We start from the raw sequence: 24,520 nt of genomic DNA, 5'->3' as shown, positions 1-24,520 counted from the left end.
ACCTCATTGTGCCCCGTCAGACCGCCAGTTCCGGAATCGCTGAGGTCAGAACTTATGCGGCACGTCGGTCGTCAGACCGCCGTCGACGACGAACTCGCTGCCGGTGGCAAACGACGATTCGTCGCTGGCCAGGAATACCACGAAAGTCGCTACCTCATCGGACTGTCCGGGCCGCCCCAGAGGGGCCGTCATCATGTCGTCGGGAAAATATTTCGTCATCGGCGTGCGGATGAAGCCCGGCAGCACCGTGTTGACCCGGATGTTGTCCTTGCCCAGGTCGATGGCCGCCGACTTGGTGAGGCCGCGCACCGCCCATTTGGATGCGACGTACGCGTGCAAAAGTGTCGCACCGCGCATGCCCTCGATGGACGAGATGTTGATGATCGAGCCGCTGCCTGCCTCCCGCATCGGCGCGACGACGGCCTGCATACCCAGGAAGGTGCCGGTCAGGTTGACGTCGATGCACTTCTGCCACTTGGCCATGTCGAACTCGCCGATTTTTCCAAGGGCACTGATGCCGGCGTTGTTGACCAGAACGTTCAGCAGACCGAACTGTTCGGTGGCCGTGGCGACCGCGGCTGCCCACTGGTCGGCGTCGGTGACGTCGAGGTGCACGTAGCGCGCGGCATCCCCGAGTTCGGCGGCCAGCGCCTCGCCCGGCTCATCGAGGATGTCGCCGATGACGACCTTGGCGCCCTCGGCGACCAGCATCCGGGCGTGCGCCGCACCCATGCCCCGTGCGCCGCCAGTGATCAGTGCAACTTTTCCGTCCACGCGTCCCATGACCGGTCACGCTACCGCCCGGCCGATGGGTAGCCGGGAAGCCCGGCATACTGGTCAGCATGGCTGCGCCGAACGCCGGACCGATCACCGGGCCGATCACTGCGGCCGACGGCGATGCCCCTGGTGCGAACAGCTCGAACATCGGCGCGTTCTTCGACGTCGACGGCACGCTGGTGTCCGGTTTCATCGCGACGGTGCATGCGGCCCACCGGTTCCGGCAACGGCAGGCGGCCTTCGGTGAACTCACCGGAATTCTCGAAGCGACGTTGCGATACAAGTTGGGCCGCATGGAGTTTGAGCGGTTGCTGGTGCGCGCCGCCGGTTACCTGCGCGGTGAGTCCCTCGCCGAACAGGAGGCACTCGGCGAGCAGCTGTTCCGCAGCCACGTACAGGCCAGGATTTTTCCGACGATGCGCGAGGTCGTGCACGCGCACCAGCGGTCCGGCCACACCGTCGTGCTGAGTTCGTCGGCCCTGACCATGCACGTGATGCCGCTGGCCCGCTACCTCGGGGTCGAGCACGTCATCTGCAATCACTTCACCGTCGACGCCGACGGCGCCCTCACCGGTGACATCGTGCGGCCCATCGTCTGGGGCCACCGCAAGGCCGCGGCGGTCGAGGCGTTCAGCCAGGCCAATCAGGTTGACCTGCAACAGAGTTACTTCTACGCCGACGGCGACGAGGACCTGCCGCTGATGCACGTCGTGGGGCACCCGATTCCGGTGAATCCACGTCCCGGGCTGGCGGCCGAAGCGGAGCGACTCGGCTGGACGGTGGTCCGCGCGGCGGCCCCGCCCAGCGATCGGTCCGGCTGGCTCCGGCGGCTCGTGCGCCGCTGACGTTCTGGAACGGCCGTCGTCCGGAATCTGGGCCCAAATCCGCGCGTAGTCTTGCGCGCCGGTCGGTGACGCGGTACTAAATTAGAACACGTTTCAGTTTGCCGTTTCTGCCCTCGGCCCCCAGCACAAGGACTTCCCATGCGCACCGCTATCTGCGACCAACTCGGCATCGAATACCCCATCTTCGCCTTCACCCACTGCCGCGACGTGGTCGTGGCGGTGAGCAAAGCCGGCGGCTTCGGCGTCCTGGGCGCGGTCGGCTTCTCCCCCGAGCAGCTCGAGATCGAGCTGAAGTGGATCGACGAGAACATCGGCGACCACCCCTACGGCGTCGACATCGTCATCCCCAACAAGTACGAGGGCATGGACCAGGTCGACCTCGATCCCGAGGTGCTCAAGAAGCAGCTCAACGCCCTGGTGCCGCAGGAGCATCTGGATTTCGCGAAGAAGCTGCTCGCCGACCACGGCGTGCCCGTCGACCACAGTGACGACGATGCCCTGCAGCTGCTGGGCTGGACCGAGGCCACCGCCACCCCGCAGGTCGAAGTCGCGCTGCAGCACCCCAAGTGCACGCTGATCGCCAACGCGCTGGGCACCCCGCCGAGGGACATGATCGACCACATCCATGCCGAGGGCCGCAAGGTCGCCGCGCTGTGCGGCTCGCCGTCACAGGCCCGCAAGCACGCCGACGCGGGCGTCGACATCATCATCGCCCAGGGCGGCGAGGCCGGCGGGCACAGCGGTGAGATCGGCTCGATCGTGCTGTGGCCGCAGGTGGTCAAGGAGGTCGCGCCGGTCCCGGTCCTGGCCGCGGGTGGCATCGGCAGCGGCCAGCAGATCGCCGCAGCGCTGGCGCTCGGCACGCAGGGTGCGTGGACCGGTTCGCAGTGGGTGATGGTCGAGGAGAGCGAACACTCCGAGCAGCAGCACGCCGCGTACGCCAAGGCCAGCAGCAAGGACACCGTGCGCAGCCGGTCGTTCACCGGCAAGCCGGCACGGATGCTGCGCAACGACTGGACCGAGGCCTGGGAGAAGGAAGGCAACCCGAAGCCGCTCGGAATGCCCTTGCAGTACATGGTTTCCGGCATGGCGGTGGCAGCCACGCACAAGTACCCGAACGAGAGCGTCGACGTCGCGTTCAACCCCGTCGGCCAGGTGGTCGGCCAGTTCACCAAGGTGGAGAAGACGTCCGCGGTGATCGAGCGCTGGGTGCAGGAGTACCTGGAGGCCACCGGCCGGCTCGAGGAGCTGAACGAAGCCGCGTCCGTGTGATCGAGGCCGCCGGCAGCGGGTTCCTGATCGCCGTCCTGTGGATGGACCTGATCTTCGATGTTCAGGTGCTCTCCCACCGCAGGGCGGCCGAACTCCCGGAACCCGTGCTGGCGTCCATCGCCGCGTACTACCACCGGGCCACCACCACGTCCCGGCCGATGAGCCTGTCGATCGCCGCCGTGATGGTGATCCTTTTGGCGGCGTTCGCTTTTGACGCTTTTCGCGGCGTCCTTCCGGCGTGGCTGGTCGGGGTCGCCGCGGCCCTGGCCGGCGGGCCGGTTCTTTTGGCATTGCTGCGCACCGTCCCGCACGCCGTGGCACTGGGACACCGGCGCGGGACCATCGCCGAACAGTCCCGGCTGGCGCGGTCGGTGTGCCGCGACCATCTGTTCTGTTTGGCCGGCATGTCCGCTTTTCTGGTGCTCTGGTTGGTGAACTGACGCGCTTGCGCCTCGGATTGCAGTCACCTGGTGGCTGGGATCCGAGGGTTAAGCGAATCGGGTCTGATCAGGCCGCGAGATCGACGGCGGGATACGCACACGCCGGTCCGCACGGGTGGCCGTACACCTCCACGCCGCGCTGCTTCAAGATCTGGGCGATCTTCCCGGCGGTCTGACATGGCCGGTCAAAAACCTGCTGGTAGCTGAGTCGGACCGTCAACCGGCCATCGACTGCGGCGTCCAGATCACGCTCGAAATCATTGTTCCGCGCGGCTGCCGAGTCGTGGAACAGCCGGCCATCCAGCTCGACGACCAGTCGCTGCCCGTACTCGATGTCGCGGTAGCGCACTCCCGCCGACGAACGCGACCGGGCCTGCCGAGTGGCTCGGGGCAGCCCGTGCGCCCGCTCAACACGGTTCAAGTAACCGTGTTCGAGGACCGAACATGTCCCGTCGGCGATGTCGACCAGGACGGCGCGCAGCCACCGTCGACGAGGTATCCGCGCTCGGCCGTCCAGTGCCGCGAGGAGGCGCTGCGCGGTGGTGCGTCGCGACTGGCAGGCATCCGCGAGAACAGCGATCGCCTCGAATTCCGTGGTCCGGCAAGCGACATCGAGGGCGGCCTCCTCGTAGCGGACCCTCGGCGGTCCGACGTGCCACAGGGCGCGCTGGTCCAACTGAGCGAGATGGTGGATGCGCACGCCGTCGGGCTCTACCAACACAGTCCGGTTCACATCCACGGCGACGTGGATCAGCGGACCTTCGCGCCACATCGCCGATTCCAGACACAGCGCTGCGGGTGCCGCGTAAAGGACTGCAGCCCAAGCGCGTTGCTGCCAAGTGGGCGGTCCAGTGTGGTTGACGTAGACGCCGTCATGGATGCGGGCCCATTCGTTTCGCCTGAGCATCCGGCGGATGTACGGGTCGTGTCGGCCGGCTTCGAGGACTTGTCGGCGTGCGATGACACCAGCCTGACGGCCGAGCACCTCAGCAATTTCAGCGTCAGCCACCCCGCCCCCGTTGTCCACGACGTCGATCTTCGCCACAACGCGCCGTCGTCCGCCAGATCCCGGGTGAGCAGGCTGTGGATAACCGCCAAGACCTCGGATTGCAGTCACCTGGTGGCTGGAATCCGAGGTCTTGGCGGACTCGATCCCCTTCACCCGCGCCTGCCGATTATGTATGGTTGCATACATAATCGGACGGAAGGGCGCGGATGGCTGGTCCTCGTGAACGCATGATCGTGTCTGCGGCACTGCTCATCCGCGAGCGGGGCGCACAGTCGACGGCCATCGCGGACGTGCTCGCCCACAGCGGGGCACCGCGCGGCTCGGCATACCACCACTTCCCCGGCGGCCGCACCCAACTGCTCTGCGAGGCAATCGATTTCGCCGGCGAGTACATCGCCCGCCGGATCGACAAGGCCGGCACCGCGCTCGAGGCACTCGACGTGCTGGTCGACGGCTTCCGGACCCAACTCACCGAGACCGAGTTCCGGGCCGGCTGCCCGGTGGTCGCGGTCGCCGTCGAGGCCGACAACCCGCCTGTCATCGAACGCGCCGCAGCCGCCTTCACCCGCTGGCTCGGACAGCTCGAAGAGCAGCTGCGGGCCGACGGCGTGTCCGCCGAACAAGCCGCCGAATTGGCCATGCTCGCCACCACCGCGATCGAAGGCGCCGTGCTGGTGGCCCGCACCACCGGCTCCACCACCCCCTTGGACCTCGTGCATCGGCAGCTGCGCGCCCTCGTGACTGCCGCCATCACCCAACGGAAGGCGTCTTCATGACCGAAACCCAGGCCGGCTGGCAGTCGACCGCCTGCATCCTGTGCGAGTGCAATTGCGGCATCGTCGTCCAGCTCGACGGCCGTACCCTGTCGAAAATCCGTGGCGACAAGGCACATCCGGCCTCGCAGGGCTATACCTGCAACAAGGCACTGCGGCTGGATCACTACCAGAACAACCGCGACCGCCTCACCTCACCGATGCGCTGGCGCCCTGACGGCACCTACGAGGAAATCGACTGGGACACCGCCATTTCCGAGATCGCCGAGGGCTTCTCGCGGATCCGCGACGAGTACGGTGGCGACAAGATCTTCTACTACGGCGGCGGTGGCCAGGGTAACCACCTGGGCGGCGCCTACAGCGGCGCGTTCCTCAAGGCGCTCGGCAGCCGGTATCGGTCAAATGCGTTGGCGCAGGAGAAGACCGGCGAGTTCTGGGTCGACGCGCAGCTCTACGGCGGACATACCCGCGGCGAGTTCGAACACGCCGAGGTGTCGGTGTTCATCGGGAAGAACCCCTGGATGTCACAGAGCTTCCCGCGAGCCCGCACCGTGCTGCAGGACATCGCGAAAGACCCGCAGCGGTCGATGATCGTCATCGATCCGGTACTCACCGACACCGCCAAGATGGCGGACTTCCACCTGCGGGTACGCCCCGGGACGGACGCGTGGTGCCTGTCGGCCCTGGCGGCGGTTCTGGTCCAGGAGAACCTGTGCGACGAGGCGTTTCTCGCCGAACATGTCACGGGCGTCGAACCGGTACGGAAGGCGCTGTACGCGGTGGACATCGACGAGTTCGCCCGGCGCTGCGGCGTCGACGCCGAGCTGTTGCGCGCCGCGGCACGCCGGATTGCCGATGCGGCAAGCGTTTCGGTGTTCGAGGACCTCGGTGTTCAGCAGGCGCCCAACAGCACCTTGTGCTCGTACCTGAACAAGATGTTGTGGATCATGACCGGCAACTTCGCCAAACGCGGTGGGCAGCATCTGCATTCGTCGTTCGCGCCACTGTTCGCCGCGGGCGGCGTCGGCCGCTCTCCGGTGACCGGCGCTCCCATCATCGCCGGGCTGCTGCCGTCCAACGTCGTGCCGCAGGAGATCCTGACCGACCATCCGGACCGCTTCCGCGCGATGATCGTCGAGAGCAGCAACCCCGCGCACTCCATCGCCGACTCGAATGCGGTGCGCGACGCGCTCGGCGCGCTCGAACTGGTGGTGGTCATCGACGTCGCGATGACCGAGACCGCCCGGCTGGCCCACTACGTGCTGCCGGCGGCGAGCCAGTTCGAGAAACCCGAGGCCACGTTCTTCAATCTCGAGTTCCCGCACAACACCTTTCATCTGCGCCACCCCCTGATGACGCCGCTGCCCGGTACCCTGCCCGAACCCGAGATCTGGGCGCGGCTGGTGCGCGCGCTCGGCGTCGTCGAGGACGCGGAACTCGACCCGCTGCGCCGGGCCGCCCGCGACGGCCTCGACGCCTACCTCGGAGCGTTCTTCGGCGCGGTGGGAGCCAACCCGGCGCTGGGCCGCGTGCTGCCGTATGTGCTCTACGAGACCCTGGGCCCGACGCTGCCGGACGGACTGGCCGGTGCGGCCGCGTTGTGGGGGCTGGCGCAGAAGACCGCCATGACCTACCCGGATGCGGTTCGCCGGGCCGGCCATGCGGACGGCAACGCGCTGTTCACCGCGATCCTCGAAGGCCGATCCGGGGTGACGTTCACGGAGCACGAGTACGCGGACGACTGGACGCTGGTGACGCACCCCGACCGCAAGTTCGTCCTCGAGATACCCGAGATGCTCACCGAACTCGCGGCGCTCGCCACCGACCGGCCGCCGCTGATCTCCGACGAATACCCGATCGTGCTGTCGGCCGGTGAGCGCCGGGCGTTCACCGCCAACGACATCATCCGCGATCCGGGCTGGCGCAAACGTGACGCCGACGGCGCGCTGCGGGTCAGCGTGGAGGACGCCGCGGCGCTGGGACTCGTCGACGGCGGACGGGCCCGCATCACGACGGCCGCCGGGACCGCGGAGGCCTCGGTGGAGGTCACCGATGTCATGCTGCCGGGCCACGCCTCGCTGCCCAACGGGTTCGGCGTGGACTTCACCGAAGCCGACGGCGAGAAGCGGGTGCCCGGCGTGGCGCCCAACGACCTCACGTCGGCGGACTGGCGCGATGCGTTCGCGGGTACCCCGTGGCACAAGCATGTGCCGGCCCGGATCGAGGCGCTGACGGCCTGATCAGCTGGCGACCGGGTCGCCCGGCAGGAGCAGCCGGTCGATCGTGCTGACGCTCTCGGGCGACAGCCCCTCGCGCATGACCGCCTCGAGAAACTGTGCCGCAACAGTTTTGACTTTGACGTGCGTCAGTTGCGAGCGCCACGTCAGGATGTCGAACGCGCGGTCGGCGTCGATCCCGTAGGCCGCCATCAGAATGCCCTTGGCCTGCTCGATGGTGGCGCGGGATTTCACGACCTGCTTGATCTCCGACGTCAGGTCGGCCTGCATGGTGTCGGTGACGTCGACGTAGTAGCCCTGCGTGCCGACCACCTCACCCGATTCGTCGGTCATGTGGTCACCGACCACCACCATCCAATGGGTCTTGCCATCGGTGTCGATGATCCGGTGCCGGCTGCTGAACAGGCCGCCCGACCGCACCCGCTCGAGGATTTCGGCCACCCTCGCCCGGTCGTCGGGGTGCTTGTGACTCAGCAGCAACTCGGTCGTGGGCTCCACCTGCCCCGAGTAGCCGTGCATCCGCGCCACCTCTTCGGACCAGACCCACCGCTGATCGGCGACGAAGAACTTGAATCCCCCGGCTTTCGGCGAATCGCCGCCGGCCAGGACCGCAGCGACTTCCCAGTGCTCGGACGCGTTGTCGGCATCGGCGTCATCGGCCAGTGCATCAGGCATACGGAACCAATCGTTTGATCTCTATGAGGGCTACACCCAGGCCGCGTTGAGGGGCGGGCCCGCAAATACTAGCCGTTATGTCAGCTCTCTGACATAACAAATCACCGACGCGCCGTGACTTGTCCGTATCGGGACGGCGCACCCGTCGAGTAGCTTGCATGGGTGGGCACGGGGGTTGAGCTGAGCGATCTGCACCGCAACGCGGTGCTCGCAACCCTCGACAGCGACCGCCTCGACCGACTGCTGCCGCACATCCAGATCGACTTCAGCCCCATCGGCCACGTCGCCCAACGGGCCGGAAACCCGTTGAGCCACATCCACTTCCCCCTTGATTCGGTCTATTCGGTCCTGGCCGAGTCCGAGCACGGCGCCGGGATCGAAGTGGGCACCGTCGGATCCGAGGGCCTGGTCGGCATCGCAGGCCATCTCGGCGCGCGCAACAGCCGCCAGACCGTCGTCTGCTGGTGCGCCGGCGACACCGCCTACGTTCCGGTCGCGGAGTTTCTGCAGGTGACCACCGAAGGTGGCCCGTGGCACGACGCGATCGACCGGTTCACCGACTATCTGCTCATCCAGACGGCCCAGAACGTGCTGTGCACCAGCGCGCACTCGGTGCGCGCACGGTTGGCGCGCTGGCTGCTGGCCGCCCACGACCGCTACGACTGCCAACAGTTCTCGAGCACGCAGGAAAGCCTGTCGCAGATGCTGGGTGTCCAGCGCCCGACCATCTCCGACACGGCGGCACGGATGCAACGTGAGGGCTTGATCATCTATCGACGCGGCAACATCGAGATCGTCGACCGCGTCGCGCTCCGGCAGATCGCGTGCGAGTGCTACCGCGTCGTCCACCAGGCGCTGACGGCTGTGCGCGACGCGGGCCGGCCGAGCTAACCGGCCGGAGCGTCCGGCGCGGGCGGAGCTGCCACCGGCGCCTGCGGACCGGCGGGCATCCCCGGCGGCGGTGCCGCATCGGCGTCCATGGGTCGCTGCGCCAGCAGCACGAGAGCCTCCTTGGGGCTGATCTCGCGCTCCTGGACGGCGTGCCAGACATCGCGCAGATACGACAGCTGGTCGGTGTCCTGCGACCCCTCAGCGGTGGTCGTTGTGTACGGCGGCAGATTCTCGGGACTGGACAGGTGCGGCACCGGAGCGGCGTTCGCCACCGGGACCGGCTTCCCGACCGGGGCCGGCTTGGGATCCACGGGCGGTGGCGGCGGATCGATCGGCGCGGCGGAGAGGTCGACCGGCGCCGTGTCGTCGGCCCACGCGGGCGCTGCCGACGCGACCGGCAGCAGCAACGCTGCGCAGGCCAGACCCACGGCGCGGAATTTGACGCTGTCCAGGATTCTCATGTGTTGCCCTCCCGTCCGTCTCCGGTAACCAATGGTGCTACAGGTGACTGCGGTATTGCTGGGAATTTGCCGGATCAATGTGGTGCGACCGTACGAATCCCCCATCGGGGCCGGCACCACAACGCACCTGCCGCGGGCGCATCAGCTACGACGAATAGTGCTGCGCTCATCGGCGGGCATCGGCATTCGCCCAGAATCTGAGCCGAATTATCGGCATAACCTTGCGGCTCCGACCGGCACGCGGTACTAAATTGGAACACGTTGCAGAGTGAGGAGCGTCACATGACGGCACCCAACATCCCAGCCGGATTCGACTTCACGGACCCCGACATCTACGCCCAGCGGCTCCCGGTCGCGGAACTGGCCGAACTACGCCACGTCGCGCCGATCTGGTGGAACGAACAACCCATGGGCAAGGGCGGCTTCGACGACGGTGGCTACTGGGTGGTGACGCGGCACAAGGATGTCAAGGAGGTGTCCCGCCGCAGCGACGTGTTCTCCAGCCAGGCGAAGACCGCCATCCCCCGGTACCAGGACGGCACCGTCACCGAGCAGATCGAGCGCGGCAAGTTCGTGCTGCTGAACATGGACGCACCGCACCACACCCACCTGCGCAAGATCATCTCGCGCATGTTCACGCCCCGCGCCATCGAACTGCTGCGGGACGAATTGAGCCGGCGCGCACAACAAATCGTGCAGGAGGCCGCGACCGCGGGCTACGGCGACTTCGTCGAGCAGGTGTCCTGCGAGCTGCCCCTGCAGGCGATCGCCGGGCTGATGGGCGTGCCCCAGGAAGACCGCAAGAAGCTGTTCCACTGGTCCAATCAGATGGTCGGCGACATGGACCCCGAATTCGCCGGCAACGACGCCATCACCGCGTCGGTCGAACTGATCATGTACGGCATGGCGATGGCCGCCGACCGGGGCGCCAACCCGCGCGACGACCTGGTGACCCGCCTGGTGCAGGCCGACGTCGAGGGCCACAAGCTCTCCGACGACGAGTTCGGGTTCTTCGTCATCCTGCTGGCGGTGGCGGGCAACGAGACCACCCGCAACACCATCACCCAGGGCATGATGGCGTTCGCGGAACACCCCGACCAATGGGAACTCTTCAAGCGGGAACGTCCGGCGACGGCAGCCGACGAGATCGTCCGCTGGGCCACGCCGGTCACCTCGTTCCAGCGCACCGCGACGGAGGACACCGAACTCGGCGGCGTGCCGATCAAGAAGGGCGAACGGGTGGTGATGTTCTACCGGTCGGCCAACTTCGACGAAGAGGTTTTCGAGGACCCGTACACGTTCAACATCATGCGCGACCCCAATCCGCACGTCGGCTTCGGCGGGACCGGCGCCCACTACTGCATCGGGGCGAACCTGGCCCGCATGACCATCGACCTCATGTTCAACGCGATCGCCGACCACATGCCGGACCTGCGTCCGCTCGGTGAGCCCGAGCGCCTGCGGTCCGGCTGGCTCAACGGCATCAAGCACTGGCAGGTCGACTACACCGGCGCTAACGCGAAACCGGCTGTCGCGCACTGACCTTCGACCGGTCGGGATAGTCGAGCAGCGACTGCCAGTAGTCGTCGGACAGCTCCTGGCCCGAGTGCAGCACCATCGCCAGGCCGGTCGCCATCGCAACGCCGAGCAGGCCGAGCCACAAGCCGGTGACGGCGATGACCACCCACAGCACGGTCGTCAGCGCGGGCCACGGCGATACCAGTATCAACACGGGTGCGAAGAAGAAACCGGTACCGACGTACCAGGCCGATCCGGTTCGGTCGGCGGCCATGACCGCCCGCAGCCAGACCGGCGGCGCCGGTGTCGACGGCTCGGTTGCGGGGTGGGTGGTGCGCATCTCGATCGCCTCCTGCTGCGTTGTCGGACGATTCGAGACTGTCCCCGTCAGGTAATTGCCGCAATTACCTCGCAGGTAGTCGCCACCGGGTCGTGCAGCCGCGACACTTGATTCGTGACCGTCACCAGCGCCGCCCCGACACATTCGCCGCAACCGTTCGGAGCGCTCATGCGGCAGTGGCGCCAGCGGCGACGCATCAGCCAGCTCGACCTGGCGATCGAGGCCGACGTGTCGGCCCGCCACCTCAGCTTCATCGAGACCGGCCGGTCGACACCGAGCCGCGCCATGGTGCTCAAGCTCGGCAGCGTGCTGAATGTTCCTGCACGAGAACAGAACCGGCTGCTCCTGGCCGCGGGTCATGCGCCGGTGTACGCCGAGCGGTCGCTCGACGACCCGGAGATGAGCGCCGTGCGCACCGGGATCGATCGCGTGCTCGCAGCATACGAGCCGTTCCCGTGCCTGGCCGTCGACCATCTGTGGAACATCGTCGCGGCCAACGCCGGCATCGCGGTGCTGCTCCAGGGCGTCGCACCCGAGCTGCTGAATCCACCCAACGCCCTGCGCATTTCACTGCACCCGGACGGGCTGGCACCCCGCATCCGCAATCTCGGGCAGTGGCGGCACCACGTGATCGGTCGCCTGCGCCGCGAGGTGGCCGGCAGCGCCTCGACCGAGCTTCACGATCTGCTCACCGAGATCGAGGCCTACCCCGGCGGCGACGTCGAATCGTCCGACCTCGGCGGCGTCGCGGTGCCGCTGGAGATCGACGGTCCCGACGGCGAGGTGCTGACATTCCTCAGCACCGTCACCACTTTCGGCACAGCGCTCGACCTGACCGCCGCGGAGTTGAGCATCGAGGCGTTCCTGCCCGCCGACGACGCGACGGCGCAGGCAATCCGCGAAACCGCTACGCGTTGATGACGATCGGGTCGCCGATGTTCACCTGGTTGTAGTACCACGACGCGTTGTCGGTGCTCAGGTTGATGCAGCCGTGGCTCACATTCGAATTGCCCTGCTGCGCAACGGACCACGGGGCCGCGTGGACGTAGACGCCACCCGAGGTGACCCGCACCGCGTAGTAGACCGTCAACTTGTAGCCCTCCGGGTCGTTCAGCGGGATGCCGATGGTCCGCGAGTCCATGACCACGGGGCTCTCTTTCGACATGGCGGTGAACGAACCCACCGGGGTGGGGTGCTTGGGCTTGCCCATGGACGCCGGCATGGTCTTCACGACCTGGCCGTCGATGCTCACCGTGAAGGTGTGTCCGCTGATGCTCGCGACGCCGAGGGTGGCCGTGGCGGTCTCGAACGACTGCTTGACCCCGCCGACCGACACCGTGATGGACGAGTGCGCCGGCCAGTACGTGGTGGGCGTGAACTGCACCTTGTTGTCCGCGAGCCACGAGAATGTCCCGGCGGGTGCCTTTGTCATCTTCGGTGACGAGAACTCGATGGTCCCCTCGGCGCGGCCCCTGTCGGCCACCGGCCGACCGAAGGTCACCGTGACGGGCATCCCGACCCCGACGGCAGGTCCGCCACTCGGCGTGATCGCGACGACCGGAAGGGACTCGGGCAACGCCGCGACAGCAGCACCCACGGAGCCGCTCAGCATCATCACCGCAGATGCGGCGACAGCCAGCGCATAACGCACAGTTTTGGGCAAGGGGTCCATCCTCCGGTCCGAGATACGTTCACTACATATCGTAGTTCGGCGCCAGGCGTTACTTCGGTTAGCCGCACGCCGTGGGTCCCGACCTCAGGCTTTACTGCGGTGGCGCGACGGGCTCAGCCGGCGGGGCGACATCGGCAGGCGCCGGAGCCGGCGGCGCCGGGGCCTCGGCCGGTACTGCGACGGCGACCGCATTCGACGGCATTTCCACCGGCGGGATGTCCGTGGCGGCGGGCGGCGCGTCGGCTGCCGGCAGGCCTTCGGGGTGCGCTGCCGGTTCCGGCTCGACGACGGGAGCCGCCGGCGGCTCGACGACCGGCGCATCGGACAGCGGCGCCTCGACGGGCGTCGACAGCTCGGCCGACGGCTCGGCGGCGGGCGCCACATGCACCGTCGGAGGCTCGGCCGGCGTGACCGCCTGCTCGGCCGCCGCGGGTCGCGGGCTCTTGGTGACGGACGTCGAGGTACCACCGTGCGAGGGCAGGAACTGCAGCGTGACCGCCATCGACACCGATGCCACGAACGCCGTCGATCCCACGGCCAGCATCGTCAGGGGCAGCGCGGGCGAGCTCGACACCTGCTCCCAGCGGGACGAACCGCCCGAACGATGCCGGCCGGCCGGCGCGAAGACAGGTCGCTCGAACTGCTCCTCGAACGCGTCGAAGGTCGGATCCCAGCCGAAATCCTGACCGGCCCATTCGTCGGGGCGCGCCTCGTCACCGAAGTAGTACGGCTCGGACAGTTCGGAATCGCCCGACCGTACCGACACCAGCGCCGCGCCGCGGGCAAGGGCCAAATCCGCTTCTTCCGGCGTGAACACCGGCACCGAGAGCGCATCCTGCAGCCCCGGCAGGATCGCCTCGAAGTTACCGGCGGACCCGATGACCACGAGTGCCTCCGGCTGCCAGTCCGCGCGGGTGAAAACTGCGCTGAGCCAGCTGGTCAGCCCCGCCCGGGAGCCGATGGAGTGGTTCACGGCCGTGTGAACGGCGCCGCTGGCCGCGTGCACGATCATGGTGATCGCGAATTCGGGCTCGATGGTGCAGACCGCGGTGGTCCCACAGCCCAGCGCGTCGGCGATGCCGCGGGCCACGGCCTCGTTGGCCTCCGGGAAGCGCACCGGCACCACGTTGTCGAACCCCGAGTCCGACAGCGACTGCATCAGCATCGAGGCCTCGGCATCGGCGTCGTCGCTCCACGTCAGCCCGATCGACTTGAGCCGCAACCCGCGCGTCGCCGCCCGGGCCTCGCTGCGCAGCACGGCGGCGGTGGCATCACCGGAATTCATGATCTCGACGGCGTCGTGGTCCATGGTGAACCCGTCGACGTCGTTGCCCTCCACCAGAACGAGGCCGATGGACGACGGAGTCATGGCCAACCCGAGCACCGCGTCCACGCAAACAACCCCTTCAAAAAACGCACGGCGGCGACGCACGACCGGCGATGACGCGCGCTTCGGCGTGCGGGAACTATCCGGAATCGTGGTGAGACAAGCCACCCTTTGACCGGTGACCTTACCCGTTACCTGGGCCACAATGCACCCGTCCGCAAGCCACCGACCTGCGATGATTTGCCAGTTGCCCACGGCGCTGTGTTCAAACCGTTATCAGTATTAGCCATCTTCACGACCGCCGCTCGGCGTGGCCCGCTCGCCACCGCGAAGTTTGACGCGAGCCAGCTGAGGTAATCCAGTGGCCTAGTTGTGACCTGTCGCTGCCTGATCCTGTGACGGGGCGGCGCGAGAATTGTGGACAAGACCGGCCAGGAGGTCAACATCATGACGGCACCGCCACTCACCCAGCCCACCGTGGTGTCCCATGGCGAGGTGGGCGTTCATGTCCGCGGGCTCGGCTGCTCCTACGCGACGTGCACCTGCGGCTGGACCGCGCGGCCCCGGCACCTGCGGGCCTCTGCCGAGCAGGACGCCTGGGCCCACTCCATCGAATCCGGCTGCGCCCTCGCCTTTCCCCTCGTCAACCGCTAGCGCGTCACCGCCCGGCGCCGCCCGGCGCAATCTTGCGCAGCGGGCCAGGTCGTAACACAGTGGGTTATGACCGAACAGTGGATTAAAGGATGCGCAGTGCAGCGGATCTCCTTCCGCGACGGACTGGTGCTGGACCTGGAGGACTACAACGAGCTCGTCATCTCGGCACCGCTGGCCCTGACCCTGCCTGCCACCGAGACCGACCCGCAGGAAGTCGTCGCGATCAACCCGGCCGACGTGCGCAAGCAAGAGCGGCCGTTGTTCGATTTCGCCGGCCAGAAGTGCACACACGCCGAATGGGATGACAACGGCAGCCTGCACCTGGCGTTCGCCGACGGACACCGCATCGACGTGCCCATCGATCAGGAGCACACCTCGTGGGAGCTCTACGGCAAGCACCACGGCTATGCCGCGTGCCTGCCCCACGGGCGGGTGCGGGTGGTCCGGCACGATCTGCCGGACGACGAGACCGTCAACAGCTGACCGGGCCGGCCGCTCACCCGAAGGCGTAGTCCTCCGGGTCGACGGTCCGTGTCCAGGTCCAGTAGTCGACCAGACGCCACGGGCTGAGCGTGTAGATGTCGCCGTCGGCGTTCTTGTAGAACGAGTGCCGGATGGACGGCTGCGACCACACCATGGTGCGCATCTCGGCCTGGCTGCGCTGCACCCAGTCGTCGAGCTTCTCGGGCCGCGGTTCCATCCACCTCCCGTGTCCGGCCAGCAGCAGGTCCAAACATTCTGAGATGTAACGCATCTGGCATTCCGAGTGGAAGATCAGGCTGCCACCACTGGCGAGGTTGGTGCCGGGACCGTACATGCAGAAGAAGTTCGGGAATCCCGGGACCGTGATACCGAGATACGCGGTGGGCCGTTCACCCCACTGCTCGGCCAGCACGCGGCCGTCACGCCCGACGACGGTCATGGGCCACAACACCTTGCCGGCGTGAAAACCGGTGGCGTACACGATCACATCGGCCCGATGGCGCTGCTCGTCGGCCGTCACGACGGCGTCGTGCTCGATGCGCGCGATGGGTGTGCGGATCAGTTCGACGTGGTCCTGTGTGAGGGTCTGGAGCCAACTTCCGTTGTCCTGCAACGTGCGTTTGCCGGTGGCCGGGTAGTCCGGGATGACCTTGGCCAGCAGGTCCGGGTTGTCACCGATCTGGCCTTTGATCCACTCGGTGAACATGATTCGGGTGACATCGTTGATCTCGCTCACCGCGCGTTGCTGATCGGGATAGTCCGGGTCGACGCGGGCCGCGGCCAGACCTTTGTCGCAGCCGGGCCAGAACAGCAGGAAGCGGTACCAGCGGCCGTAGAACGGCAGGTGCTTCAGCGCCCACTTGACGCCGTCGCCGACCATGGCGTGGTAGTTGGGGTTGGGAAACATCCATTGCGCGGTGCGCTGAAAGATGTTGAGCGAAGCGACTTTCCCGGCGATCGACGGCGCGATCTGGAAGCCGCTGGCGCCGGCGCCGACCATCGCGACATGCTTGCCGGTGAGGTCGACGTCGTGATTCCACTGCGCCGAGTGGAATGCCGGGCCCGCGAAATCATCACGTCCCGAGATGGCCGGCAGGTAAGGACGATTGAGTTGCCCGACGGCGCTGACGACGGCGCGCGCCGACACCGTCTCAACCGTTCCGTCCGCGGTGCGGACAGTCACCTGCCATGTCGCGGTGGCCTCGTCCCACGTCGCGCCGGTGACCTCGGTCTCGAACCGGACGTGCGGGCGGATGCCGTACTTGTCCAGGATGCGTTCGAAATACGCCTGCAGTTCGGGTTGTTCGGCGAAGAACTGCGTCCAGTGGTCGCTGGGTTCGAAGCTGTAGCAGTAGAAGTGATTTCCGACATCGACGCGGGCGCCGGGATAGCTGTTGTGCCACCACGTGCCGCCGACCCCGGCAGCGCGTTCGATGATGGTGAACGGAATTCCCGCCTCTTTCAGTCGGATACCGGCGAGCAGTCCCGATTCGCCGCAGCCGATGACGAGGACCGGAAAATCCGCGGCCGATTCGGCGTCACGTCCCGCAGCCCCGGCTCGGACATCCGTGCCATCGAGCTCCATCTCCTCCAGCACCATCGGCACGTACTCGTCGGGCACCGGTTCGCAGACCAGCCACTCCATCATCTCCTTGAGCAACTCCGCGCCGATCGGTTCCGGCTCGGGACAGCCGCGGTCACGGTAGTCGGCGATCACCTGCAGAGCCAGGGTGCGTACCGCGGCTTTGTCGTCCTCGGACATGTAGCCCTGGACCTCGTTGAGGAACAGCCCGGCAGGGCGCAGGGCACCGCGGATCAGCTCCGGATCACCGGACATGTGCACCAGCGACAGCATCAGCGTCGGGATGCTGACGTCCAGCAGAGCACGGGCGATGTCCTCGTCGGAGGTCGTAAACGGTTGTCCTGCATGTGGGTTGCGCACCACAAGGAACTATCACGTCCAACGGAATGTTCGCAGCCGATTCTCCCGCGGTGCGGTACAGCCGGGCTTTACGCTCCGAAGATGGCCATCGCGTTACTCGAGAACGGCGTACCCCCGGCGGACCTCGCACTGTCCGACATCGACCTCGGTTCGATCAAGTTCTGGGGCCGGCGCGATGCGATCCGGGACGGCGCGTTCGCCACGCTGCGGCGCGAGGCACCCATCGCCTTCCACGGCGAGCTGGCCCAGGAGGGGTTCGAAACGGGCCCCGGCCACTGGGCGTTGACGCGGTACGACGACGTGTTCTTCGCCAGCCGTCACCCGCACATCTTCAGCTCCGCCGACGGCATCACGATCCCTGAACAAACGCCGGAATTGGCCGAGTATTTCGGCTCGATGATCGTCATGGACGACCCGCGGCACACGCGGCTGCGCAACATCGTGCGCAGTGCGTTCACCCCGAAAGTGGTGGCGCGGACGGAGGCGTCGGTGCGCAACCGGGCCCGCGGCCTGGTCGAGTCCATGATCGAGCGGCACCCGGACGGGCACGGCGACATCGTGGCCGACCTGGCCGGTCCCCTGCCGCTGCAGATCATCTGCGACATGATGGGCATCCCGGAGCCGGATCACGAACGGATCTTCCACTGGACCAACATCATTCTCGGGTTCGGCGATCCCGATCTGACCACCGACTACGAGGAGTTCTTCCGGTGCGCCATGGACATCGGCGCCTACGCCACCGCCCTGGCCGATGATCGGCGCAGCAATCCCCACGACGACCTGACCACTGCCCTGGTGCAGGCCGAGGTCGACGGCGAACGACTGACCTCGAGCGAGGTGGCGTCATTCTTCATCCTGCTGGTGGTCGCGGGGAACGAGACGACGCGCAACGCGATCAGCCACGGGGTGCTGACGCTGAGCCGGTTCCCCGACCAGCGGGACCAGTGGTGGGCCGACTACGACGCGGTGGCGCCCACCGCCGTCGAGGAGATCATCCGCTGGGCCTCCCCCGTCGTCTACATGCGCCGGACCTTGACGCAGGACTTCGAGCTGAGCGGCGTGAAAATGCAAGCCGGGCAGAAGGTTACGCTGTGGTACGGCTCGGCCAACCGCGACGAGGCGAAATTCGACCGGCCCTGGCTGTTCGACGTGCACCGCAACCCCAATCCGCACCTGGGCTTCGGCGGCGGTGGCGCACACTTCTGTCTGGGTGCGAACCTGGCCCGCCGCGAGATCGCCGTGGCGTTCGAGGAGATTCACCGGCGGGTGCCCGACCTGGCGGCCACCGACGAGCCCGACCGGCTGTGGTCGCAGTTCATCCACGGCATCAAGCGCTTGCCGGTCAGCTGGACGCCGCCGCGCTGACCGGTTACTGGACGATCAGGACACCGACCATCCCGGGGTGATACACGCAGTAGTACGGATAGCGGCCCGGTGCCGTGGGTGCGGTGAAGGTGGCTTGCGCATTGCCGCCGACCTTGACGTCGAACTGTCCCTTCACCTTTGACGTCACGGTGTGAGCGACGTCGTCGCTGTTCACGACGGTGATCTTCGCGCCGGGCGGCACGGTCAGCGGGTCGCCGAAGTTGAGCGCGGTGATGGTGATGGCCGGCCCCTGCACCGGACCGGTCACCGGTACGGCGCTGGTTGTCGGGGTGCTGTTGGGTGCCGGGGCCGGAGCCGAACACGCCGCGGTCACTGCCGCGGCGAGTGCCGCTGCCACGAGCAGAGCCGGGATGCGCGTCGTCGTCATGCCAGGTACCTCTGCAGCCAGGACTGCGTCTGTGCCCAGGCGTCGGCGGCCGCGGTGGGGTTGTACCGCTGGCCCGAGTCGTTGAAGAACGCATGATCGGCGTCGGGCTCGACGACGATCTGATGGACCATGCCGGCCTGCTCGAGCGCGGCTGCCGCGGCGTCCTTGCTCGCCGTCACGCGCGCGTCCTTGGCGCCGTAAAAGGCCAGCACCGCAGCCTGTTTCGAGCCGGCGAAGTCGTGCGGGTCGGGCAGCGGACCGTAGAACGGCAACGCCGCCGCCAGCCTCGGCTCGCCGGCGGCCAGGAGCTGCCACGTGAGCCCACCGCCGAAGCAGAATCCGAGCACCGCGAGCTTCATGCCGGGCGCCCGCCGCTGCAGTTCGTCGAGCCCGGACCGCAGGTCGGCGATGAACTGGTCCGGCGGAATCTTGCCCAGCGCCGCGGTGGCCTCGGCCGGATCGGTGAAGGCCGCGGTGCCGCCTTGCGCCGACAACAGGTCGATGCCCAGCGCCGAGTACCCGATACCGCCGAAGCGGCCGACTACCGACCGCACCCAATCGGTCAGGCCCTTGTTCTCGTGGATCACCAGGACGGCACCGCGCGGCTGGGCGGCCGCGGCCCAGGACCCCTGCAGCTTGCCGTCGGCCCAGGTGATCGGTTCGGGCTGGATTGCGTTCTCCATACCGGGCGGTGGGCCGGGCGCGATCGACGGCTTGCCCGACGACGTGCTCGACGTGGTGGCCGCGGTGGGGCCTCGATTCTCACCGCATGCCGCGATCAGCGCACTGGCGGCCGCAGTGCCAACGCCCAGCAGCGCGAGCCTGCGCAGCGCCTCACGACGGGACAGCAATCCGTCGACGTGGTCGGTGGCGATTTCCTCGGCGATGTACCGCTGCAAGGGGGTCACCCGAGCCAGTATCCGCCCTGATCCTGAGCGTCGTCACAAGGTTTCCCCAGGACGAGTAGACATTTTTTGGAAAGTGTTCACTTTTTCATTGACATGGGCCTGACCGGCACGCTTCTATAGTTAGGTGACCTCTGCAACGACGTTCGACACGATCATCGCGGGCGGCCGTTGGTTCGACGGAACCGGCGCGCCTTCCGCGGTCCGGGACATCGGAATCCGCGACGGACACGTCGTGGCGATCGGCGTGGACCTGGACGACACCGGGTGCCCGAACGTCGTCGACGCCACCGGCAAATGGGTGACGCCCGGCCTGTTGGACATCCACACGCACTACGACGTCGAGGTGCTGGCCGGCCCCGGCCTGGCCGAGTCGCTGCGGCACGGCGTGACCACCGTGATGCTCGGTTCCTGCTCGCTGTCCACGGTGCACGTCGGCGGTGAGGACGCCGGTGACCTGTTCGGCCGGGTGGAGGCCATCCCGCGCGACCACGTCATCACCGCCGTCGACGAGAACAAGACCTGGGACACCGCAGAGGGTTACGTCACCGCGCTCGAGGACCGGCCGCTCGGGCCGAACGTGGCCGCATTCATCGGCCACTCCGACATGCGCACCGCCGTCATGGGTCTGGACCGCGCCACCCGCAAGGACGTGCGTCCCACCCGCGGCGAGCAGGCCGAGATGGAGCAGATGCTCGCGGCCGCGCTGCAGGCCGGATTCGTCGGAATGTCTTCGCAACAGCTGCTTTTCGACAAGATCGACGGCGACACCTGCCGGTCCCGCACTCTGCCGTCGACCTATGCCAAGGCGCGCGAACTCCGCCGGCTCAAGACACAGCTGCGTCGCTCGGGCCGCATCCTGCAGTCGGGTCCGGACCTGCAGAACCCACTGAACCTGGTGTCGCAGTTGGCCCAGTCGCTCGGCCTGTTCCGCGAGAACCTCAAGACCAGCCTGCTGTCGGCCGCCGACATCAAGGCCAACCCGTACGCCATCACCATCATGGGTCCGGTCGCCCGGCTGGTGAACAAGCTCGGCGGCAACTTCCGGTGGCAGCACCTGCCGGTGCCGTTCGAGGTGTACGCCGACGGCATCGATCTCGTGGTGTTCGAGGAATTCGGTTCGGGCGCAGCGGCTTTGCACCTGCGCGACGAGGTCGAGCGCAACGACCTGATGCGCAACGACGAGTACCGTCGCCAGTTCCGCAAGGACTACGAGAACAAGTTCGGCGTGCGCGTGTGGCACCGCGACTTCTTCGACGCCGAGATCGTCGGCTGCCCCGACGCATCCCTCGTCGGCAAGACGTTCGGCCAGGTCGGCGTCGACCGCGGGCTGCATCCGGTCGATGCCTTCCTCGATCTGGTGCTCGAATACGGCCGCGATGTCCGCTGGCGCACAACGATTTCCAACCACCGCCCCGAGGTGCTGAAGAAGCTGGCCCGCGACCCCGGCATCCAGCTGGGTTTCTCCGACGCCGGTGCGCATCTGCGGAACATGGCCTTCTACAACATGGGCCTGCGCCTGCTGCGGCACGTGCGCGACGCCGAGCGCGCCGGTACGCCCTTCCTGTCCGTCGAGCAGGCCGTGCACCGGCTCACCGGTGAACTCGCCGACTGGTACCGCCTGGACGCCGGGCATCTGCGCGTCGGCGACCGCGCCGACCTCGTCGTCATCGACCCCGAGCGGCTGGACGATTCGCTCGACGCCTACGCCGAGGACCCCGTCGAGCAGTACGGCGGGCTGTCCCGCATGGTCAACCGCAACGACGCCACCGTCGCCGCGGTGTTCGTCGGCGGCCGGCAGGTCGTCCGCGACGGCGTGCCGACCGATCTGGTCGGCACCACCCGCACGGGCCGCTTCCTGCGGTTCGCCCGTCAGACCCCTGCCCTGCCCGTCGCCAAGGAAGGTGAGTTCGCCAGTGTCGGTTGAGGATACGGTCCACGGTCTGTGGCAGGCGCTGTCGGCGCGCGATTGGGAGCGGCTGAAGGATTTCGTGTCCGACGACTGCATCTACCTGGACATGCCGGTGGGGCCGGCCGCCGCCGCGCGCGGGCCCGAGGACATCGTCAAGCGGCTCAAGATCGGCCTGGAGCCGCTGGCCTCATATGAGAACTTCGACGGCCTGTTACTGACCAACGGCGCCGACGCCATGTACGAGCACCATGAGGAATGGCATTGGGAGACCGGGGAATCCGCGATCCTCAAGTTCGTCACCGTGCACCGCGTCGAGAACGGCAAGGTGACGCTGTGGAAGGACTACTGGGACATGGGTGCGCTGTCGAACTTCGCGCCGCCGTCCTGGCTGGAGAACTTCGCGACCGCCGACATGTCGTGGATCTTCGACGCGACGGGCCTGGTCTAAACCCCGCTCAGAGGGTGATCTTGCAGGCCTGACCGATGTCGAGGGTCCGCAGCATGCGGCCCATGCCGAGCCACATGGCGCACGACAGCGCCAGGTCGGTCAGCAGCTCGTCGCTGAAATGCGCTGCGGCACGGGCCCAGAAGTCCTCGTCGTCGCGCAGCCCGGTGTGGTCGGAGGCGAACCGGTAGGCGAACTCGGCGGCGATGCGCTCCTGCTCGGAGTAGCCGGGCCAGGTCTGCCACACGCCGGCGTGGTTGTAGAGGTCTTCGTCGACGCCCTCCGCCTCGGCCGCCGAATCGCGGGTGTTCTGACACACCACGCACTCGTTGTCGAGGGCGATCACCACGCGGGCCAATTCGCGCACGCGCAGCGGCAAGCGGCCCTTGGTGTAGACGGCGTTGGTGAAACCCGCCATGGCCGTGCCGATGTCGGGTGACTTGACCACCCAGGCGGTTACGTCTTCGTCGGTGAAATCTCCGATTCGGCTCACTTTTCGCACGCTACGCCAAAACTGAAACAAGTTCTAGTTTCTTGGCGGACGAATTCAGCGCGAACGACAACGGCCCCGCCCCGGAGGGCGAGGCCGCGTCCGAGCGGGACTCGTTACGACGGCGGGCGCGACACGCACTGGGCCGCGTAGAGCTGCTCGCCGAGCTTGTCCATCAGCTCCAGCTGCGTTTCCAGATAGTCGATGTGGCCTTCCTCGTCGGCGAGGATGGCCTCGAAGATGTTGGCGCTCGTCGCGTCGCCCTTCTCGCGGCACATGATGATGCCCGGCTTCAGCCGGGTGACCACCTCGTACTCGATGGCCAGGTCGGCCTCGAACTGCTCGCGCAGGGTCTGCCCGACGCGCAGCGAGAACAACCGCTGGTAATTGGGCAGCCCGTCCAGCAGCAGAATGCGGTCGGTGAGCGTCTCCGCGTGGCGCATTTCCTCGAACGACTCTTCACGGGTGTGCTTGGCCAATTCCGTGAAGCCCCAATTGTCCTGCATTTTCGAATGCAGGAAGTATTGGTTGATCGCGGTGAGTTCACTGGTCAATTGCTCGTTGAGCAGCTTGAGGATTTCGGGGTCGCCTTGCATTTCGGCTCCTTTAACACCATCGGGGCTGGGTCAAGTGTCACGGGCGCGGAACAACATCGCGCCGGTTCCCAACCTAGTCCAGCGCCACCCACGGGGCGACGGGATTGACCCCCGCGTTTCCCATCCGATTCGGGCCCGCATCCCAGGTATCGAGATCCGGGACTCCGCCGCTGGCCAGCGGCTATGGACTGGCTGCCCTAAGTAAGGTTAGACTGCACTAACCCCCGCGACGTCCGTCGCGGTCCCGAGCGAACCCATGGAATGGCAGGACCCGATGAGCGAGCAGCCGCTGCACTCGCTCATTCTTGCCGCCGATTATCGCGTCGACGATGTGGAATCGATGTGGGAGCGGCTGAAATCGCACCGCTCGATTCTCACCGAACTCTCCGCACACCACGTGGTGGTGTATTCGTCACTTTGGGAACCGGGACGGGTATTGGCCACCGTGGGCATCCGTAATGCGAATTCAGTCCGCGAAGTTCTGCGTTCGCCCGCGATATTCGAATTCTTCGACACCTCCGGCGTAGACGACATCCCCGCGGTCTTCGCCGGCGAAGTGGTCGAGAAGATCGACCTCGCCACGCCACCACCGGGCCAGCATTCCGTCGCGTCCGTCGTCGTCGGCGTCGTGACCGCGGTCGAGGACGTCCCCGCGTTGATGGACAAGGTGCACGACGCCGCCGCCCGGTTCCGGGACGCCGGCGTGTGCAAGGTCTGGGTATACCGGGCCTTCGACGACGGCCACGAAGTGCTGATCCTGCAACAGATCGAGAACGAGGCCGCCGCCCGCCGTTGGATCGATCACCCCGACGCCGCCGCCGAATGGATGTCGGCCGCCGGATTCGGCGTCTACCCAACTGTTTTCGTCGGAACCCTGGCCCACATCACGTCGATCGACGAGGCGGCCGACTGATGTTCGTCTGTCTGTGTACCGGGGTGACGAGCCAGGTCGTCACCGAACTCGTCGAGGGTGGAGCGACCACGTCGAAGCAGATCGCCGAGAAGTGCGGCGCCGGCCTCGACTGCGGCCGCTGCCGCCGCACCGTGCGGGCCATCATCGAAGCGGCCCGCACCGACTGCCCGGTCCACAAGGCGGGTTAGCG

The 24,520-nt window shown here is 67.1% G+C and carries 27 protein-coding genes; 15 read left to right on the top strand and 12 right to left on the bottom strand.

From position 1 onward, the window contains the following. Positions 1–45 precede the first annotated feature (45 nt). A complete protein-coding gene (locus tag H289_RS0107920; RefSeq protein WP_020100234.1) occupies positions 46–783 on the bottom strand; it encodes a glucose 1-dehydrogenase in 738 nt (245 codons plus the stop codon). Positions 784–842: 59 nt separating this feature from the next. Here H289_RS0107920 and H289_RS0107915 point away from each other — a divergent pair, with 59 nt between their 5' ends. From H289_RS0107915 to H289_RS0107905, 3 genes are all read left to right on the top strand, one after another. Beyond that, complete coding sequence (locus H289_RS0107915; RefSeq protein ID WP_020100233.1) at positions 843–1,622, top strand: HAD family hydrolase; 780 nt, start codon at positions 843–845, stop codon at positions 1,620–1,622. A gap of 138 nt (positions 1,623–1,760) precedes the next feature. Next, positions 1,761–2,894: a nitronate monooxygenase gene (locus H289_RS0107910; protein ID WP_020100232.1), complete on the top strand. Its 1,134-nt coding sequence runs from the start codon at positions 1,761–1,763 to the stop codon at positions 2,892–2,894. Further along, on the top strand, positions 2,891–3,334 hold the full coding sequence (locus tag H289_RS0107905) for a hypothetical protein (protein WP_020100231.1): 444 nt from the start codon (positions 2,891–2,893) through the stop codon (positions 3,332–3,334). The genes H289_RS0107910 and H289_RS0107905 overlap by 4 nt, the downstream gene beginning before the upstream one ends. Positions 3,335–3,401: 67 nt before the next feature. Here the strand turns inward: H289_RS0107905 and H289_RS0107900 are convergent, their stop codons facing one another. Next, positions 3,402–4,343 (bottom strand): type IV toxin-antitoxin system AbiEi family antitoxin domain-containing protein, encoded by a 942-nt coding sequence (locus tag H289_RS0107900; protein WP_036420350.1) that lies wholly within the window; start codon positions 4,341–4,343, stop codon positions 3,402–3,404. A gap of 206 nt (positions 4,344–4,549) precedes the next feature. On the opposite strand from H289_RS0107900, the gene H289_RS0107895 reads away from it, so the two are divergent. After that, complete coding sequence (locus H289_RS0107895) at positions 4,550–5,119, top strand: TetR/AcrR family transcriptional regulator (RefSeq protein ID WP_029104929.1); 570 nt, start codon at positions 4,550–4,552, stop codon at positions 5,117–5,119. Then, positions 5,116–7,356, top strand: a complete 2,241-nt coding sequence (locus H289_RS0107890; RefSeq protein ID WP_020100228.1) for a molybdopterin-dependent oxidoreductase — start codon at positions 5,116–5,118, stop codon at positions 7,354–7,356. The genes H289_RS0107895 and H289_RS0107890 overlap by 4 nt, the downstream gene beginning before the upstream one ends. Here the strand turns inward: H289_RS0107890 and H289_RS0107885 are convergent, their stop codons facing one another. Beyond that, positions 7,357–8,028, bottom strand: a complete 672-nt coding sequence (locus H289_RS0107885) for a PAS and ANTAR domain-containing protein (RefSeq protein WP_020100227.1) — start codon at positions 8,026–8,028, stop codon at positions 7,357–7,359. Between the two features lie 162 nt (positions 8,029–8,190). Between H289_RS0107885 and H289_RS0107880 the strand changes: the two genes are divergently transcribed. After that, positions 8,191–8,919, top strand: a complete 729-nt coding sequence (locus H289_RS0107880; RefSeq protein ID WP_020100226.1) for a Crp/Fnr family transcriptional regulator — start codon at positions 8,191–8,193, stop codon at positions 8,917–8,919. Here the strand turns inward: H289_RS0107880 and H289_RS0107875 are convergent. Then, a complete protein-coding gene (locus H289_RS0107875) occupies positions 8,916–9,380 on the bottom strand; it encodes a hypothetical protein (RefSeq protein WP_020100225.1) in 465 nt (154 codons plus the stop codon). The two genes, H289_RS0107880 and H289_RS0107875, sit on opposite strands and share 4 nt — an antisense overlap. 282 nt (positions 9,381–9,662) lie before the next feature. Here H289_RS0107875 and H289_RS0107870 point away from each other — a divergent pair, with 282 nt between their 5' ends. Next, entirely contained in the window at positions 9,663–10,922 is a 1,260-nt protein-coding gene (locus tag H289_RS0107870; protein ID WP_020100224.1) for a cytochrome P450, read from the top strand. Here the strand turns inward: H289_RS0107870 and H289_RS0107865 are convergent. Continuing rightward, entirely contained in the window at positions 10,894–11,238 is a 345-nt protein-coding gene (locus tag H289_RS0107865; RefSeq protein WP_020100223.1) for a hypothetical protein, read from the bottom strand. The genes H289_RS0107870 and H289_RS0107865 overlap by 29 nt on opposite strands. Before the next feature lie 168 nt (positions 11,239–11,406). Here H289_RS0107865 and H289_RS0107860 point away from each other — a divergent pair, with 168 nt between their 5' ends. Next, the gene (locus tag H289_RS0107860; RefSeq protein WP_051128438.1) at positions 11,407–12,156 is read left to right on the top strand and encodes a helix-turn-helix domain-containing protein; all 750 of its coding nucleotides are present in this window, start codon (positions 11,407–11,409) and stop codon (positions 12,154–12,156) included. Here H289_RS0107860 and H289_RS0107855 read toward each other — a convergent pair. Further along, complete coding sequence (locus H289_RS0107855; protein WP_036420310.1) at positions 12,146–12,910, bottom strand: L,D-transpeptidase; 765 nt, start codon at positions 12,908–12,910, stop codon at positions 12,146–12,148. The two genes, H289_RS0107860 and H289_RS0107855, sit on opposite strands and share 11 nt — an antisense overlap. A 91-nt stretch (positions 12,911–13,001) precedes the next feature. Further along, positions 13,002–14,303, bottom strand: a complete 1,302-nt coding sequence (locus H289_RS0107850; RefSeq protein ID WP_020100220.1) for a DUF7159 family protein — start codon at positions 14,301–14,303, stop codon at positions 13,002–13,004. A gap of 381 nt (positions 14,304–14,684) precedes the next feature. Here H289_RS0107850 and H289_RS0107845 point away from each other — a divergent pair, with 381 nt between their 5' ends. Then, positions 14,685–14,891 carry a hypothetical protein gene (locus tag H289_RS0107845; RefSeq protein WP_110772358.1) on the top strand — a complete coding sequence of 69 codons (207 nt, stop codon included), beginning with the start codon at positions 14,685–14,687 and terminating at the stop codon, positions 14,889–14,891. Positions 14,892–14,957: 66 nt separating this feature from the next. Continuing rightward, positions 14,958–15,374, top strand: a complete 417-nt coding sequence (locus tag H289_RS0107840) for a DUF6188 family protein (RefSeq protein ID WP_029104925.1) — start codon at positions 14,958–14,960, stop codon at positions 15,372–15,374. A 13-nt stretch (positions 15,375–15,387) separates the two neighbouring features. Here H289_RS0107840 and H289_RS0107835 read toward each other — a convergent pair whose 3' ends face one another. Next, positions 15,388–17,316 carry a flavin-containing monooxygenase gene (locus H289_RS0107835; protein WP_029104924.1) on the bottom strand — a complete coding sequence of 643 codons (1,929 nt, stop codon included), beginning with the start codon at positions 17,314–17,316 and terminating at the stop codon, positions 15,388–15,390. 81 nt (positions 17,317–17,397) lie between these two features. Between H289_RS0107835 and H289_RS0107830 the strand changes: the two genes are divergently transcribed. Continuing rightward, positions 17,398–18,681 carry a cytochrome P450 gene (locus H289_RS0107830; RefSeq protein ID WP_020100216.1) on the top strand — a complete coding sequence of 428 codons (1,284 nt, stop codon included), beginning with the start codon at positions 17,398–17,400 and terminating at the stop codon, positions 18,679–18,681. 4 nt (positions 18,682–18,685) lie between these two features. Here the strand turns inward: H289_RS0107830 and H289_RS0107825 are convergent, their stop codons facing one another. Then, entirely contained in the window at positions 18,686–19,069 is a 384-nt protein-coding gene (locus H289_RS0107825; RefSeq protein WP_020100215.1) for a cupredoxin domain-containing protein, read from the bottom strand. After that, entirely contained in the window at positions 19,066–19,977 is a 912-nt protein-coding gene (locus H289_RS0107820; RefSeq protein WP_020100214.1) for a dienelactone hydrolase family protein, read from the bottom strand. Before H289_RS0107820 ends, H289_RS0107825 begins: the two co-directional genes overlap by 4 nt. A 124-nt stretch (positions 19,978–20,101) precedes the next feature. Here H289_RS0107820 and H289_RS0107815 point away from each other — a divergent pair, with 124 nt between their 5' ends. Then, positions 20,102–21,901, top strand: coding sequence for an N-acyl-D-amino-acid deacylase family protein (locus tag H289_RS0107815; protein WP_020100213.1), 1,800 nt, complete (start codon positions 20,102–20,104; stop codon positions 21,899–21,901). Then, complete coding sequence (locus tag H289_RS0107810; protein WP_020100212.1) at positions 21,891–22,334, top strand: nuclear transport factor 2 family protein; 444 nt, start codon at positions 21,891–21,893, stop codon at positions 22,332–22,334. The genes H289_RS0107815 and H289_RS0107810 overlap by 11 nt, the downstream gene beginning before the upstream one ends. Positions 22,335–22,341: 7 nt before the next feature. On the opposite strand, the gene H289_RS0107805 is transcribed toward H289_RS0107810, so the two are convergent. Together H289_RS0107805 and bfr are read right to left on the bottom strand one after the other, a co-directional pair. Next, on the bottom strand, positions 22,342–22,824 hold the full coding sequence (locus H289_RS0107805) for a carboxymuconolactone decarboxylase family protein (RefSeq protein ID WP_020100211.1): 483 nt from the start codon (positions 22,822–22,824) through the stop codon (positions 22,342–22,344). Between the two features lie 113 nt (positions 22,825–22,937). Then, entirely contained in the window at positions 22,938–23,417 is a 480-nt protein-coding gene (gene bfr / locus H289_RS0107800; RefSeq protein ID WP_020100210.1) for a bacterioferritin, read from the bottom strand. Positions 23,418–23,691: 274 nt separating this feature from the next. Here bfr and H289_RS0107795 point away from each other — a divergent pair, with 274 nt between their 5' ends. Next, on the top strand, positions 23,692–24,330 hold the full coding sequence (locus tag H289_RS0107795) for a hypothetical protein (protein ID WP_029104922.1): 639 nt from the start codon (positions 23,692–23,694) through the stop codon (positions 24,328–24,330). Next, positions 24,330–24,518 carry a (2Fe-2S)-binding protein gene (locus tag H289_RS0107790; RefSeq protein WP_020100208.1) on the top strand — a complete coding sequence of 63 codons (189 nt, stop codon included), beginning with the start codon at positions 24,330–24,332 and terminating at the stop codon, positions 24,516–24,518. The genes H289_RS0107795 and H289_RS0107790 overlap by 1 nt, the downstream gene beginning before the upstream one ends. Positions 24,519–24,520: the final 2 nt, after the last annotated feature.

The sequence above is a fragment of the Mycobacterium sp. 360MFTsu5.1 genome, from assembly GCF_000383495.1.
GTDB lineage: Bacteria > Actinomycetota > Actinomycetes > Mycobacteriales > Mycobacteriaceae > Mycobacterium > Mycobacterium mucogenicum_B.
This window is presented reverse-complemented; position numbering and strand designations above follow the sequence as displayed.

What these genes read in the sequence shown, in the direction of transcription:
- H289_RS0107920 (WP_020100234.1), bottom strand. Translation starts at nt 783, where the DNA reads ATGGGACGCGTGGACGGAAAAGTTGCACTGATCACTGGCGGCGCACGG.
- H289_RS0107915 (WP_020100233.1), top strand. Translation starts at nt 843, where the DNA reads ATGGCTGCGCCGAACGCCGGACCGATCACCGGGCCGATCACTGCGGCC.
- H289_RS0107910 (WP_020100232.1), top strand. Translation starts at nt 1,761, where the DNA reads ATGCGCACCGCTATCTGCGACCAACTCGGCATCGAATACCCCATCTTC.
- H289_RS0107895 (WP_029104929.1), top strand. Translation starts at nt 4,550, where the DNA reads ATGGCTGGTCCTCGTGAACGCATGATCGTGTCTGCGGCACTGCTCATC.
- H289_RS0107890 (WP_020100228.1), top strand. Translation starts at nt 5,116, where the DNA reads ATGACCGAAACCCAGGCCGGCTGGCAGTCGACCGCCTGCATCCTGTGC.
- H289_RS0107885 (WP_020100227.1), bottom strand. Translation starts at nt 8,028, where the DNA reads ATGCCTGATGCACTGGCCGATGACGCCGATGCCGACAACGCGTCCGAG.
- H289_RS0107875 (WP_020100225.1), bottom strand. Translation starts at nt 9,380, where the DNA reads ATGAGAATCCTGGACAGCGTCAAATTCCGCGCCGTGGGTCTGGCCTGC.
- H289_RS0107870 (WP_020100224.1), top strand. Translation starts at nt 9,663, where the DNA reads ATGACGGCACCCAACATCCCAGCCGGATTCGACTTCACGGACCCCGAC.
- H289_RS0107865 (WP_020100223.1), bottom strand. Translation starts at nt 11,238, where the DNA reads ATGCGCACCACCCACCCCGCAACCGAGCCGTCGACACCGGCGCCGCCG.
- H289_RS0107860 (WP_051128438.1), top strand. Translation starts at nt 11,407, where the DNA reads ATGCGGCAGTGGCGCCAGCGGCGACGCATCAGCCAGCTCGACCTGGCG.
- H289_RS0107855 (WP_036420310.1), bottom strand. Translation starts at nt 12,910, where the DNA reads ATGGACCCCTTGCCCAAAACTGTGCGTTATGCGCTGGCTGTCGCCGCA.
- H289_RS0107845 (WP_110772358.1), top strand. Translation starts at nt 14,685, where the DNA reads ATGACGGCACCGCCACTCACCCAGCCCACCGTGGTGTCCCATGGCGAG.
- H289_RS0107840 (WP_029104925.1), top strand. Translation starts at nt 14,958, where the DNA reads ATGACCGAACAGTGGATTAAAGGATGCGCAGTGCAGCGGATCTCCTTC.
- H289_RS0107830 (WP_020100216.1), top strand. Translation starts at nt 17,398, where the DNA reads ATGGCCATCGCGTTACTCGAGAACGGCGTACCCCCGGCGGACCTCGCA.
- H289_RS0107825 (WP_020100215.1), bottom strand. Translation starts at nt 19,069, where the DNA reads ATGACGACGACGCGCATCCCGGCTCTGCTCGTGGCAGCGGCACTCGCC.
- bfr (WP_020100210.1), bottom strand. Translation starts at nt 23,417, where the DNA reads ATGCAAGGCGACCCCGAAATCCTCAAGCTGCTCAACGAGCAATTGACC.
- H289_RS0107795 (WP_029104922.1), top strand. Translation starts at nt 23,692, where the DNA reads ATGAGCGAGCAGCCGCTGCACTCGCTCATTCTTGCCGCCGATTATCGC.
- H289_RS0107790 (WP_020100208.1), top strand. Translation starts at nt 24,330, where the DNA reads ATGTTCGTCTGTCTGTGTACCGGGGTGACGAGCCAGGTCGTCACCGAA.